At 69.8% G+C, this 13084-nt stretch carries 10 protein-coding genes and 1 pseudogene; 4 read left to right on the top strand and 7 right to left on the bottom strand.

Features of this window, described 5'->3' with window-relative positions; genetic code table 11:
• The first annotated feature begins 1 nt into the window (after position 1).
• Positions 2–2065 carry an excinuclease ABC subunit UvrC gene (gene uvrC / locus Q0C57_RS11170; RefSeq protein WP_296576335.1) on the top strand — a complete coding sequence of 688 codons (2064 nt, stop codon included), beginning with the start codon at positions 2–4 and terminating at the stop codon, positions 2063–2065.
• Here uvrC and Q0C57_RS11165 read toward each other — a convergent pair.
• Entirely contained in the window at positions 2040–2804 is a 765-nt protein-coding gene (locus Q0C57_RS11165) for a 1-acyl-sn-glycerol-3-phosphate acyltransferase (protein WP_296576332.1), read from the bottom strand. The two genes, uvrC and Q0C57_RS11165, sit on opposite strands and share 26 nt — an antisense overlap.
• 31 nt (positions 2805–2835) lie before the next feature.
• Positions 2836–3546 (bottom strand): YdcF family protein, encoded by a 711-nt coding sequence (locus tag Q0C57_RS11160; RefSeq protein ID WP_296576330.1) that lies wholly within the window; start codon positions 3544–3546, stop codon positions 2836–2838.
• A gap of 177 nt (positions 3547–3723) precedes the next feature.
• On the opposite strand from Q0C57_RS11160, the gene Q0C57_RS11155 reads away from it, so the two are divergent.
• A complete protein-coding gene (locus tag Q0C57_RS11155) occupies positions 3724–4698 on the top strand; it encodes an NADPH:quinone oxidoreductase family protein (protein ID WP_296576328.1) in 975 nt (324 codons plus the stop codon).
• Positions 4699–4738: 40 nt separating this feature from the next.
• Here the strand turns inward: Q0C57_RS11155 and Q0C57_RS11150 are convergent, their stop codons facing one another.
• Together Q0C57_RS11150 and ggt are read right to left on the bottom strand one after the other, a co-directional pair.
• Positions 4739–5131 carry a hypothetical protein gene (locus Q0C57_RS11150; protein WP_296576325.1) on the bottom strand — a complete coding sequence of 131 codons (393 nt, stop codon included), beginning with the start codon at positions 5129–5131 and terminating at the stop codon, positions 4739–4741.
• Positions 5132–5235: 104 nt separating this feature from the next.
• Positions 5236–6993 carry a gamma-glutamyltransferase gene (ggt, locus tag Q0C57_RS11145; RefSeq protein ID WP_296576323.1) on the bottom strand — a complete coding sequence of 586 codons (1758 nt, stop codon included), beginning with the start codon at positions 6991–6993 and terminating at the stop codon, positions 5236–5238.
• A gap of 140 nt (positions 6994–7133) precedes the next feature.
• On the opposite strand from ggt, the gene Q0C57_RS11140 reads away from it, so the two are divergent.
• Positions 7134–7697 carry a carboxymuconolactone decarboxylase family protein gene (locus Q0C57_RS11140; RefSeq protein ID WP_296576321.1) on the top strand — a complete coding sequence of 188 codons (564 nt, stop codon included), beginning with the start codon at positions 7134–7136 and terminating at the stop codon, positions 7695–7697.
• Between the two features lie 101 nt (positions 7698–7798).
• Entirely contained in the window at positions 7799–9193 is a 1395-nt protein-coding gene (locus tag Q0C57_RS11135) for an MFS transporter (RefSeq protein ID WP_296576319.1), read from the top strand.
• A gap of 135 nt (positions 9194–9328) precedes the next feature.
• Here the strand turns inward: Q0C57_RS11135 and Q0C57_RS11130 are convergent.
• The 3 genes and pseudogenes from Q0C57_RS11130 to Q0C57_RS11120 form a co-directional block, all read right to left on the bottom strand.
• Positions 9329–9637: pseudogene (locus tag Q0C57_RS11130) on the bottom strand (heavy metal-binding domain-containing protein); the annotation flags it as partial.
• 47 nt (positions 9638–9684) lie between these two features.
• Complete coding sequence (gene purH / locus Q0C57_RS11125; RefSeq protein WP_296576317.1) at positions 9685–11337, bottom strand: bifunctional phosphoribosylaminoimidazolecarboxamide formyltransferase/IMP cyclohydrolase; 1653 nt, start codon at positions 11335–11337, stop codon at positions 9685–9687.
• Between the two features lie 45 nt (positions 11338–11382).
• Positions 11383–13047, bottom strand: a complete 1665-nt coding sequence (locus Q0C57_RS11120) for a heparinase II/III family protein (protein WP_296576316.1) — start codon at positions 13045–13047, stop codon at positions 11383–11385.
• Positions 13048–13084 lie beyond the last annotated feature (37 nt).

Raw genomic sequence — 13084 nt, 5'->3', positions numbered from 1 at the left:
GATGTCGGACGCGGCGATCACCTATATATCGCCCATCATGACTCGCGCCGGCCGCACCAATATCGATCCCGACCTCTCGGACCCCGAGTCCGCCGCCGCGGACGAGACCGAAACCCTTCTCCTCGACCTCGCCGCCGAGGCGGACGAGACGCCTGCCGAGGGCACGGTCGCCGCCGGCATGGAGGTCATCAAGGCCGCTGTGAAACATGCCCCCAGGGGTCCCGGCGTCTACCGGATGATCGGCGCCCGGGGCGAGGTGCTCTATGTCGGCAAGGCGAAGTCGATCGCCCGCCGGGTCATCTCCTATACCCGCCCGACCGGTCTCGTCAGCCGCATCGTGCGGATGGTGGCCGCCACCACCGCCATGGAATTCGTCTCGACCAAGACCGAGACCGAGGCGCTGCTGCTCGAGGCCAATCTCATCAAGCAGCTGCGCCCGCGCTTCAACGTCCTGATGCGGGACGACAAGTCCTTTCCCTACATCCTCATCACCGGCGACCATGCCGCCCCACGCATCACGAAGCATCGCGGCGCCCGCACCGCTAAGGGCGACTATTTCGGTCCCTTCGCTTCGGCCTGGGCCGTCGGCCGCACCATCAACGCCCTGGAGCGCGCCTTCCTGGTGCGGTCCTGCTCCGACGCCGTCTTCGACAGCCGCACCCGGCCCTGCCTGCTCTTCCAGATCAAGCGCTGTGCCGGGCCCTGCACCGACGAGGTCGCGCCGGACGACTATGCTGCCCTGGTCAAGGAGGCCAAGCTCTTCCTTTCCGGCCGCAGCCAGGCGGTGAAGCAGGTCCTTGCCCGCCAGATGGAGGCGGCCGCCGAGGCCATGGAATTCGAGCGCGCCGCGGTCTATCGCGACCGCCTCGCCGCCCTCTCCGCCATCCAGGCGACCCAGGGCATCAATCCCCGCGGCGTCGAGGAGGCCGACGTCTTCGCGGCGGTGCAGGAGGGTGGGCAGACCTGTATCCAGGTCTTCTTCTTCCGCACCGGCCAGAACTGGGGCAATCGCGCCTATTACCCCAAGGCCGACCGGTCGCTGGAGGCGGGAGAGGTGCTCGCCTCCTTCGTCGCCCAGTTCTATGACGACAAGCCGCCCCCGGCCCTCGTGCTCCTGTCCCACCCGGTCGAGGACCAGCCGGTCCTCGCCGATGCGCTCTCCGCCGTCGCCGGCCGGCGGGTCGAGGTGCAGGTGCCGCAGCGCGGCGAGAAGAAGGACCTCGTCGACCATGCCGCCCAGAATGCCCGCGAGGCGCTCGGACGCCAACTCGCCGAGAGCGCCTCGCAGCTCAAACTGCTGCAGGGCCTCGCCGAAGCCTTCGGCCTTGCGGCGCCGCCGCGCCGCATCGAGGTCTACGACAATTCCCACATCATGGGCTCCAATGCCGTCGGCGGCATGATCGTCGCCGGTCCCGACGGCTTCCGTCGCCGCGACTACCGCAGCTTCACCATCAAGTCCGACATCGCCCCCGGAGACGATTTCGGCATGATGCGCGAGGTGCTGGAGCGCCGCTTCAGGCGGCTGCTGAAAGACGCCCCCAGGGCCGCCGCCGAAGCGGATGACGCAGCCGGCGCCGCGGCCGAAGTCGAAGCCGAAGTCGAGGCCGACGGTTCCTGGCCCGATCTCGTCATCATCGACGGCGGGCCGGGCCAGCTCGCCGCCGCCCAGGCGATCCTCGCCGACCTCGGGATCACCGATGTGCCGCTCGTCGGCATCGCCAAGGGCCGCGACCGCGAGGCGGGGCGCGAAACCTTCCACATGGCGGGACGCGAGCCGTTCCGGCTCGAACCGCGCGATCCCGTGCTCTATTTCGTCCAGCGCCTGCGCGACGAGGCCCACCGCTTCGCCATCGGCACCCATCGCGGCCGCCGCAAGAAGGACATCCGCTCGGCTGGCCTTGCCGAAATCGGTGGAATCGGCCCGGCGCGCAAGCGCGCCCTGCTCAACCATTTCGGCACGCTGAAGGCGATCGAGCGCGCCAGCCTCGACGACCTCCAGCGCGCCCCCGGCATCAATGCCGCCACGGCCCAGGCGGTCTTCAATTTCTTCCACCCGCAGGGGTGAGGGGTTCTTCGCCCTCGCCCCGCGCCCGCGACTCGGCGATCAGCCGATTGGTGGCGCCCTCGATATCGGCCTCCAGCCGCTCGGCGAATTCGGTCGGCGACAGGCCGGGCGGGATCGGATCGAGGAACTCGACCAGCACGGTGCCCGGCCGGCGGATGAAGGACTTGCGGCCCCAGAACATGCCGGAATTCAGCGCCACGGGCTGGCATGGCAGATCGAGCGTCCGATAGAGATGGGCCACGCCATATTTGTAGTCCGGCGGCGCAGCCACCGGCCGCCGCGTGCCTTCGGGAAAGATCATCACCTGCCGGCCGATCGATGCCGCGATCTTGGCCCCAGCCGTGATGGAGGCCAGCGCCTCGCCCTTCTTGCCGCGGTCGACCGGAATCTGCCGCGCCTTCCACACCGCCCAGCCGAACAGCGGCACATAGGCCAGCTGCCGCTTGTACACATAGGCCGGCCGGCGGAATGGCAGGAAGAAGGCGAAGGTCTCCCAGGCTGACTGATGCTTGGCGGCGACCAGGATGGCGCCCTCGGGGATCTTCTCCATCCCGCGCCACTCGACCTTCAGGTCGCAGATGACGCGCAGCGCCCAGAGATTGCCCCGCCCCCAGACGAGCCCGATGCCCAGGATGAGGCGGTCGCCGGGCAGCAGCAGGAGCAGGATCATGACAAGGAGCAGAAGCCCCGTCCACAGGTAGAAGAAGACGTTGAAGACGAGAGAGCGCAGATGGAGCATCGGGCGGGTCCTTGCCGCCCGGTCCGGCGGATCAGCTGCGGGCAGTGCGCAGCGGCGGGACGGGTGGATCGGCAGTTGCCCGGTCCAGCCGCAGCCCCACCGCCGCCATCAGGTACTTGGCATATTCCACGGCGAGAATCTTCACGCTCGCAGCGTCTTTCCACCATCGCTGCGGATGGATCGCCCCGGTCTGGACCGGAAAGGCAACCAGCCGCACGTCCGGCATGATCCGCTGCAACTCCAGCATGGTGCGCGGCATGTGATAGCTCGACGTCACCACGAGCAGCGAGCGGAAGGCATGCAGCCTTGTCCACTTGGCGGTCTCGATGGCATTGCCGCGGGTATTGAGCGCCCGGTGGTCGAGGTCAATGCAGCAGGCCATGAGCGGTGAGGCGGCGGGGACCGCCCGGGCGAGTTCGCGCTCACGCACCATCGGGTTGACGCCGCTGATCAGGAGCCGGCGACCATGACCGGCCCCCAGCAGGGTCACCGCATCGCTGACCCGGTAGGAGCCGCCCGTCATCGCCACGATCGCCTCGGTGCGCGGACTGTCGGGATCATAGGGGCGCGTCGCGCTGTCGGCGAAGGCGATGAAGCCGCCACCGAGCCCAAGGGCGGCGGCGGCCAGGAGCGCCGGGATCAGGAATGTCGGCCGCAGAACAACGCGCACCGGCGAAGGCCGGCGGGAGGCCTCTGATCCGGGCGCCAGACCGGGCGCGCTGTCGCTGCGCAGGAGCGTCATGAGCCACAGGATAGCACCGAATAAGGCAATCAGAAGTCCCGTTCATGACCGGCTGCCATGGTTTCCCCCAGGCGACTCGGCCCGAAACCGCCCTTCGCCTCCCTTCCTTCGGCCGGGATTGACTCGGCGCCGGCCGGTGCCGAAGCCTGTCCGATCCGTCCCCTGGAGTGCGCCGTCATGAAAGCCGTCCTGTGCAAGGCCTATGGGCCTCCCGAAAGCCTCGTCGTCGAGGATCTGCCCGATCCGGTCGCCGGACCTGGCGAGGCGGTCGTCAGGGTCGCAGCGGTCGGCCTCAATTTCTTCGACAACCTGATCATCCAGAACAAGTACCAGGTGAAGCCGGAGCTTCCCTTCTCGCCCGGCTCCGAATTCGCCGGCCGGGTCGAGAGCATCGGCGCGGGCGTGAGCGGCCTCAAGCCCGGCGACCGTGTCCTCGGCAACATCGCCCATGGCGCCGCGCGCACCCATGTCGTCGTCAAGGCCGCGGCGCTGGCACCGATCCCGGCGGAGCTGTCGGACGAACAGGCCGCCGGCATGATCATCACCTACGGCACCACGATCCATGCGCTGAAGGATCGGGCCCAGTTGAAGCCGGGCGAGACGCTGGCCGTTCTCGGCGCCGCCGGTGGCGTCGGCCTCGCCGCCGTCGAGCTCGGCAAGGCCATGGGGGCCCGGGTCATCGCCTGCGCCTCTTCCGACGAGAAGCTTGCCTTCTGCCGTGCCCATGGTGCCGACGAGACGCTCAACTATGCCACCCAAGACCTCAAGGAGGGCCTGAGGGCCCTGACCGGTGGCAAGGGGCCGGACGTCATCTACGACCCCGTCGGCGACAAGCTGGCCGAGCCGGCGCTGCGCGCCATCGCCTGGGAGGGACGCTTCCTGGTCATCGGCTTCGCCGGCGGCGATATCCCGAAGATCCCGCTCAACCTGACCCTGCTCAAGGGCTGTGACATAAGGGGTGTCTTCTGGGGCTCCTTCGCCCAGCGCGAGCCGGAGAAGAACCGCGACAATCTCATGCAGGTCGCCCGCTGGACCGCCGAGGGCAAGCTCTCCCTCCATGTCCACGGCAGCTGGCCGCTGGAGAAGATCGCCGAGGCTCTCGGCGAACTGACCAGCCGCAGGGCCCAGGGCAAGGTCATCCTGAGGCCGTGATCCCGGCCGCAGCCCCCGTGACCGACGCGCCGCCGCGCCGTCAGGCCGGGACCAGGGACCGATGCGCCGGTGTCCTCTCCGGTGCGACGGTGCTGAGATCGGCCTCGGCGGCGGCGCGGTCGGCCTCGCTCTCGGCGATGAGGTGGATATGCACCTCCGCGGCCCGCTTCATCTGGGCGAGGCGTGCCAGCGCCGCGGGAGACGCCGGCGAGCGGCCGGCCCAGAGCGCGACGCGCGTGCCGTCGGCTTCGGCACGGGCGAGGACGATGACGGCCCCCGGATAGGCGGGAGCGGCCGCGGCGGCATGGACGGTGGCGAGGTAGCGCCGCCCGGAAATGCCGCGCCAGGCATGGAAGCGCGCGGCAAGGCCGGTGACCCTCAGGGCGGAGGGGATACCGGCGTCGAAAGCGTGGATCGTTCGGCCTTTGTTCATTGGAACATTATGAGAACAAAGCAGCGTTGCGGTCAATGGGGCCGGCTCCCTTCACCGGCCCCTTGCTGACAGCGTTGTGGCAAGAGGCGCCGGCGTCGTCCCGCTCAATGCCCCGCGGCCAGCGTGCCGCGCTGGCGCGTATCCGCCGCCCCGGCCCAGCCGCCTGGCACGGCGAGGATGGCATTGACATTGCCGAAGGCGCCGCGCGGCGCGATCCGGTGGCCCCGCGACTCCAGCAGCCGGAGCGTGTCGGGCGACAGCCCCCCCTCGATGTCGATCGCATCGGGCAGCCACTGGTGGTGGATGCGCGGAGCGGCGACCGCCTCGGCGATGTTCATGCCGTGGTCGATGACATTGAGGATGGTCTGGAGGGTGATGGTGATGATGCGGCTGCCACCCGGCGAGCCCGTGACCATCGCCACCTTGCCGTTGCGGAACAGGATGGTCGGCGTCATCGAGGAGAGCGGGCGCTTGCCCGGTCCGGGCAGGTTGGCGGCGCCCTGGACGAGGCCGAAGGCGTTCACAGCCCCGGCCTTGGCGGCGAAATCGTCCATCTCGTTGTTGAGAAGGATGCCGGTGCCCGCGGCGACGAGGCCGAGACCATAGGAGAAATTGAGGGTGGTGGTGTTCGAGACGGCGTTGCCATGCCGGTCGACGACCGAGAAATGCGTCGTCTGCTCGCCCTCGTGGGGCGCCGGGTCGCCGGCGCGGATCTCGGCCGAGGGACGGGCGCGGAGGGGGTCGATGCGCGGCCTCAGCGCATCGGCATAGGCCTTGGCCGTGAGCCCGCGCACCGGCACGGCGACAGCATCGGGATCGCCCAGGTGCTGCGCCCGGTCGGCATAGGCGAGCTTCATCGCCTCGACCATGAGGTGGATCGTCTCGGCGCTGTTGTGGCCGCGCCGCCCGAGGTCCATCGGCTCCAGCAGGTTCAGCATCTGCACAAGATGCACCCCGCCGGAGGAGGGCGGCGGCATGGAGGCAATACCGTAGCCCTTGTAGCTGCCGCGCAACGCCGCGCGGATCACCGGCCGGTAGGCGCGCAGGTCCGCCTCTGTCATCAGGCCGCCATGCTCCGCCAGCGCCGCGACGATGCGCATCGCCGTCGCGCCCTCGTAGAACCCGGCCGGCCCCTGCTGGGCGATGGCCTCGAGCGCGCGGGCGAGGTCCTCCTGCACCAGACGGTCGCCATGGCCGAGGGCGCTGCCGTCAGGCTTGAGGAAGATGCGCCGCGAGGCGGGAAAGCGGCCGAGCCGCGCCGCCGCCCGGGGGAGCGAATCGGCGAGGTCCTCATCCACGGAAATCCCGTCGCGGGCGAGCCTGATGGCCGGCGCGATCAATTCTGCGAGGCTGAAGCGCCCCGAGCCGTAGCGGCGATGCGCCTCGGCGAGGCCGGCCACCGTGCCGGGCACCCCCGCAGCAAGCCCGGTATCGCGCGACAGACGCGGGTCAGGCTCGCCGTTCGCCCCGAGGAACATGGTCGGCGTCGCCGCCGCCGGCGCCGTCTCGCGATAATCAATGGCAATGGTTTCGTTCCGCTCCGCCAGATGGACCAGCATGAAGCCGCCGCCGCCGAGATTGCCGGCCCGCGGCAGCGTCACCGCCAGGGCGAAGCCGACCGCCACTGCCGCGTCTACCGCATTGCCGCCGCGCATCAGGATCTCGACCCCGACCCGCGTCGCCCGCGCCTCCTGGCTCGCCACCATGCCGTTCGGCGCCAGCGCCGGATGGACGCGCGCCGCCTCGGCGATGATCGGCCAGGGCGGGGCGGCCGGCGCCGGCGCCGGTTGCGCGAGGGCGGCCGGCGCCATCAGCCAAGCGGCGGCGAGGGCCCAGGCGGCCAGATTTTTCCGTTGACGCATCCGTCCTCTCCCGGCGCACTGCCGCCCCGCAGCGGCGGCTCTTGGCAAGCCGCCCGCGAGAGCCATGATGGGCGCGATGACGGAGGTGAGTCGGTCACTTCCGCGCGACCCCATAAGAACAACCGGCGCGAGACACGTCCATGCCCGCCCCCGATCGCCTGCCCCCCATCCCCCCCGCCACCTATACGCCCGAGCAGGAAGCCGCAGCGGCGGATTTCCGCAGGCGCCGCGGCGTCGAGCCCTTCGGCCCCTATGCGCCGCTGATGCGTTCGCCCAAGGTGATGATCGACGTCGAGGCGCTGGGCCGCCGCCTGCGCTACGGGTCCTGCCTGTCCGAAGACCTGAAGGAACTGGCCATCTGCCAGGTGGCGCGCTCCTGGTCGCAGCAGTTCGAGTGGTCGGTTCACGCCATGGAAGCGGAGAAGGCCGGTGTGTCCAGGGACATCCTCGCCGCCATCGCCGACGGCCGCCGTCCCGACGCCATGAGCCCCGACGAAGCCCTCATCTACGATGCGGTCGCCGAACTCCTGTCGACGAAGCGCTGGTCGGACACCACCTTTGCCCGCATCGTCGCCCGCCATGGCGAGCAGGGCGCCGTGGAGATCCCGACCCTCGTCGGCATCTATTCGCTGCTGGCCATGGTCCTCAACGTGGCGCGCACGCCCGCCGACGGTCCGGAAGGCCTGCCCCGTTGGCCGGAATAAAACACCTCGCCTGATTGTGATTTCCGCATCGCCTTCCATGCCAGCACACCAGGGCGACGCCTGATTCGTCGATCCGCCGCGGAACTGTTCCAAGGTCCCCCATGCTGCCTCCGGTCACCGTCTCCGGCGACACGGCCGTCCAGCCGGCGCCCCGCAAGGCCATCGCCGGCTGGGTTCTCTTCGACTGGGCCGCACAGCCCTATTTCACGCTGATCAACACCTTCGTCTACGCCCCCTTCTTCGCCAGCGCGATCGCCGCCAACCCGGTCGAAGGCCAGGCCATGTGGGGTTTTGCCACCAGCGCCGCCGGCATCGCCATCGCCATTCTCTCGCCGGTGCTCGGCGCCATCGCCGACGCCTCCGGTCGGCGCAAGCCGTGGATCGCCGCCTTCGGGCTCCTGCTGGTGGTGGGGGCGAGCCTCCTGTGGTTCGGCCGTGCTGGCGCCCCGGAGACCGTCGCCATCGTGCTGGTGGCCTTCGTCCTCGCCACCATCGGCGCTGAATTCGCCACGGTCTTCAACAATTCGATGATGCCGACCCTCGTGCCGCCGCAGCGCATCGGGCGGCTCTCCGGCCTCGGCTGGGCGGTCGGCTACCTCGGCGGGATGACCTCGCTGATCTTCATGCTCGGCTTCCTGGTTGCCAGCCCCGAGACCGGGCGCACCCTGGTCGGGCTCGAACCGCTTTTCGGCCTCGATCCGGCGCAGCGGGAGGGTGACCGCGCCGCCGGCCCCCTGACCGCCCTGTGGTTCATCCTCTTCATCATCCCGCTCTTCCTCTTCACGCCCGACGTGCCCGCCCGCATGGGCATGGGCGCGGCGGTCCGCTCGGGCATGGCAAGCCTCGCGGCGACGCTGAAGGAGGTCCGCCGGCACCGCAATGTGCTGGTCTTCCTGGTCGCCAACATGATCTACATGGACGGGCTGGTGGCGCTTTTCGCCCTTGGCGGCATCTATGCCGCCGGCGTCTTCGGCTGGACCACCATCGAGATCGGCCTCTTCGGCATCTTCCTGACCATCACCGGCACGGCCGGTGCGCTCCTTGGCGGACGTCTCGACGACACGCTCGGCTCCAAGGCGGTCATCCTCGGTTCGATCTTCGTCCTTACCTTCTCCGTCATCACCATCCTGCTGATCGGCCCCGGCCACGTCTTCTTCGTCTTCCAGACCGCACTGCCGGCGCCGGGCGACGGGCTCTTCGCCACCGCCCCCGAACAGGTTTATCTCGTCCTCGGCGGTCTGATCGGCGCGGCCGCGGGCCCGCTCCAGGCGGCGTCCCGCTCCCTGCTGGTGCAACTCGCCCCAAGGGCGCAGATCGGCCAGTTTTTCGGGCTCTTCGCCCTGTCGGGCAAGGTCACGGCCTTTGTCGGGCCGTTCCTCGCAGGCGTCGTCACCCTCGCTCTCAACGACCAGCGGGCCGGGCTCGGCATGCTGGCGATCATGTTCCTGATCGGCGCGACGGTTCTCGCCTCTGTCCGGACCGAGCGGGCGGCCTGAGGCCGGACGGGAAGGCCCCGCGCCGCGGCCCGTCATGATCGACCGTTCGGCAGGTCAGCGCTGGCCACCCCAGGGCGGCACCGAGCCGCCGAACCCCGTGGGCTGGATCGGCGCCTGCTGGCCCATCAGCATCTCGACGGTGACGGCCGTGCCGGAGACCGAGACCATCAGCATGGACTTGCCGAGCGTCTCGTAGTCGATGTCGATGCCGACGATGGCATTGGCGCCGAGGCGCTGGGCCTCCGCCATCATTTCCTGGAAGGCGGTGGTCCGCCCGTCACGCAGGACCGTCTCATAGGCCCCGGACCGGCCGCCGACAATGTCGCGGATCGAGGCGAAGAGGTCGCGGAAGATGTTGGCGCCGAGGATGACCTCGCCGGTGACGATGCCGTTGTAGCGGATGATCCGTCCGCCCTCGAGCGCCGGCGTCGTGGAAAGCAGCATGGGTTGGTCTCCTCGGGGGTCGCCCGCTGGCAAGTGGGGATGCGTGCTCAGTGGCGGAAGTGGCGGACTCCGGTGAAGACCATGGCGAGCCCGGCCGCATCGGCCGCGGCGATGACCTCCTGGTCGCGCATCGAACCGCCCGGCTGGATCACCGCCGTTGCACCGGCCTCGACCGCCGCCACGAGGCCGTCGGCGAAGGGGAAGAAGGCATCGGAGGCGACCACCGAACCCTTGGTGAGCGGGATCGTCCAGCCGCCGGCAACCGCCGCATCTTCCGCCTTTCGGGCGGCGATCCGGGCCGAATCCACCCGGCTCATCTGGCCGGCGCCGATGCCGACCGTCGCGCCGTCCCTGGCATAGACGATCGTGTTCGACTTCACGTGCTTGGCAACGCGGAAGGCGAAGCGGAGATCGGTCAGTTCCTGGGCCGTCGGCATGCGCCTGGTGACGACCTTGAGATCCATGGCATCGACCACCGCATTGTCGCGCGACTGGACCAGCAGACCGCCCGCCACCGTCTTGACCGTGATGCCGGGCGCCTTCGGGTCGGGCAGACCCCCGGCCAGCAGAAGGCGCAGGTTCTTCTTCGCCGCGAGGATGGCCTTCGCCTCCTCCGTCGCGTCGGGGGCGATGATCACCTCGGTGAAGATCTCGACAATCTTCCGCGCCGCTTCCGCGTCGAGGGTGCGGTTCAGCGCCACGATGCCGCCGAAGGCCGAAACGGGATCGCAGGCCAGCGCCTTCTCATAGGCCGAAAGGAGATCGGCCCCCTCGGCGACGCCGCAGGGATTGGCGTGCTTGATGATGGCCACCGCCGCGGTGCGGGCCGGATCGAACTCGCCGACCAGCTCATAGGCCGCGTCGGTGTCGTTGATGTTGTTGTAGGAGAGTTCCTTGCCCTGCAGCTGGCGGATCGTCGCCACGCCGGGCCGGGCATTCGGCCCCTGCGGGGTCTTGTAGAAGGCCGCCCATTGATGCGGGTTCTCGCCATAGCGCAGGCCCTGCGCCAGCGCGCCGCCGAAGGCGCGGGAGGGCGTCGCGGTCTCGCCGAGAGCGTCGAAGAACCAGTTGGAAATGGCCGCGTCATAGGCGGCGGTGCGGGCATAGGCCTTGGCGGCAAGACGTTTGCGCAGGTCAAGGGTGGTCGCCCCGCCATTGGCCTTCATCGCCGCGATGACAGCGACATAGTCGGCGGCATCGACCACCACCGTGACCGCTTCGTGGTTCTTCGCCGCGGCGCGGATCATGGCCGGACCGCCGATATCGATGTTCTCGATCGTGTCGTCCCACGAGGCGCCGCGGGCGATCGTCGCCTCGAAGGGATAGAGGTTCACCACCAGGAGGTCGATCGGCAGGATGCCGTGGGCCTTGGCAGCGGCCTCGTGCTCGTCGTTGCCGCGGATGGCGAGAAGCCCGCCATGGACCTTCGGATGCAGCGTCTTGACCCGCCCATCCATCATCTCCGGAAAGTCCGTCAGTTCGGCCACTTCGGTGACCGCCAGACCCGCATCCTTCAGCGACTTGAAGGTGCCGCCGGTGGACACCAGCGCCACGCCCAGACCGGCGAGGTCCCGGGCGAAATCGACGATTCCCGTCTTGTCGGAGACGGAGAGCAGGGCACGGGCAATGGGTTTGGCATTCGGCAAGGCGGACAACTCCGGCGGGCGCGGTGGAATGCCGCGCGCTCTAGCACGGGCCATGGCAGCCCGAAACCGCTTTCGCGGATCGCAGGACCGGCGCGCCGCTCAGAGCGGCAGTTCGGGCTCGGGCTCGGCGATGGCGGTCGGCCGCGGACGCTGGAGCTTCTGGAAGGACCAGGAGACCGCTGGAACGGCGGCGGAGGATGCGACCGCCACGGTCAGTTGCAGCGTGCGGCGCGGCCCCTCGGCGAGGGTCAGCGCCACGCTCTCCTCGATGGCCACCGGCTGGTCGGCGAGGAAGCGCCAACCCTCGCCGCTTGCCAGGCGCAGGAGCGCGGCGCGCGGATGCTCGGTGGGGATCAGCGTGACGGCCGGATGAATGTGGAATCGCAGGACATAGGCCCGGTCCTCGCCCTCGATCCGGTCGACGCCCTCAAGCAGGGCGCCGTCGCCGGACAGGCGGAGCCGCCGGCCGTGCAGGACACCGCACCGGCCGCGGTAGCCGTCGTGGCGGGCATCAAGTGTCAGGTCCTGCCTCTGGCACGAGACCTCGCTGGGACCGGACAGGAGCAGCCCGGCCGTGCAGGGCCCCCGGCCGACCGTCATCGACGACCTGTCGGCGACGGTCACCGTGGAATGGGCGGCAGTCTTGCGGGCCTGGATGCGCCAGGTGGCGCGCTGGAGGGACGGCCTGCCGCAATTGATGACGATCGTGTCGAGGCCGGAGGAAAATTCGAGCGACAGGCAGCCGGCATGGGCCCTGGCGCTGAAGGCGGCGGGCGGCGCCGGCCCGGTATCGACGAGAACGATGGTGCCGCCGGCCTCAAGCCGCTCATAGCCGCCGCGCGGCGCCGAAGCCGGCGTCAGACCGCGCGTCTCGTCATAGGCGAGCGCCGTCGCGACCTGGTCGATGGCGGTCTGGCCCATGCCGTTGAACCGGGCGAGCGTACCATCGCCGTGCTGGAAGAAGCGGATCATCGGCATCATCCGGTCCACCGCCGTCAGGATGGCGGCGGGGGGCGTGGCGCTGCGGGCGGGAAAGAGCTGGCGCAGCGGCAGGAGATCGAGGACGAGACCCACCAGCACGCCGGGATCCCGGCTGACATGACAGCCATCGGGAAGGATCTGGCGGTCCAGCTCGTCGCCGAGAAGGCGGGCGGCACGCGCCACCAGCCTGTCCTCGCCGTCCATGCACAGCCCGGCTGTGACCAGGGCAATGAGCACCGCCAGCCGCTCGACCCCTGGGGACAAGCGGGCGACCTGGAATTCGAGCTGGCGCACCTGCCGCCAGAGGGCGCGGGAGAAGCGCCGGTAGAAAACCTGGTCCGCTCCGGCGAGAAGCAGGCCGGAGGCACCGATCCAGGAACGGATCCGTTCGGCCGAGAGCACGACAGAGCTGGACATCGGCCGGCCGCGCGCCTGGGCGTCGATCCAGGCCTGTACAAGCCGCCGGGCCGCGTCGGCGGCTTCCGGCGTCCCGACGGCGCGCAGGTGCCTCAGCCACGCGAATCCTGCCAGCGCCTCGGCCCATTCGGCACTGGGCGGGGTGGCGGCGAAGGGGTCGGGGCCGGAGACGATGCGGCCGGCAAAGACATAGACGCCGGCGATCAGTTCGTCGGCCCGCACCGGATCGGCGGTGCGCAGGTCCTGCGGGACAAGGACGAGCGCGGGCGCGGGCGTCGCCCCGAAGGCGACGCGCAGGCGCCCTGGCAGCGCCGACAGCGCCGCCGCGGCGCGCAGGCCGGCCGCCACGACGAGCGACAGGGCCACCCGCCGCTCCCCGATCCACCTCGTCAATCCCGCCGAC

The sequence above is a fragment of the Phreatobacter sp. genome (assembly GCF_022843985.1).
Classification (GTDB): Bacteria; Pseudomonadota; Alphaproteobacteria; order Rhizobiales; family Phreatobacteraceae; genus Phreatobacter.
The sequence above is the reverse complement of the archived record's forward strand: the minus strand, read 5'-3'. Positions and strand labels throughout refer to the sequence as shown.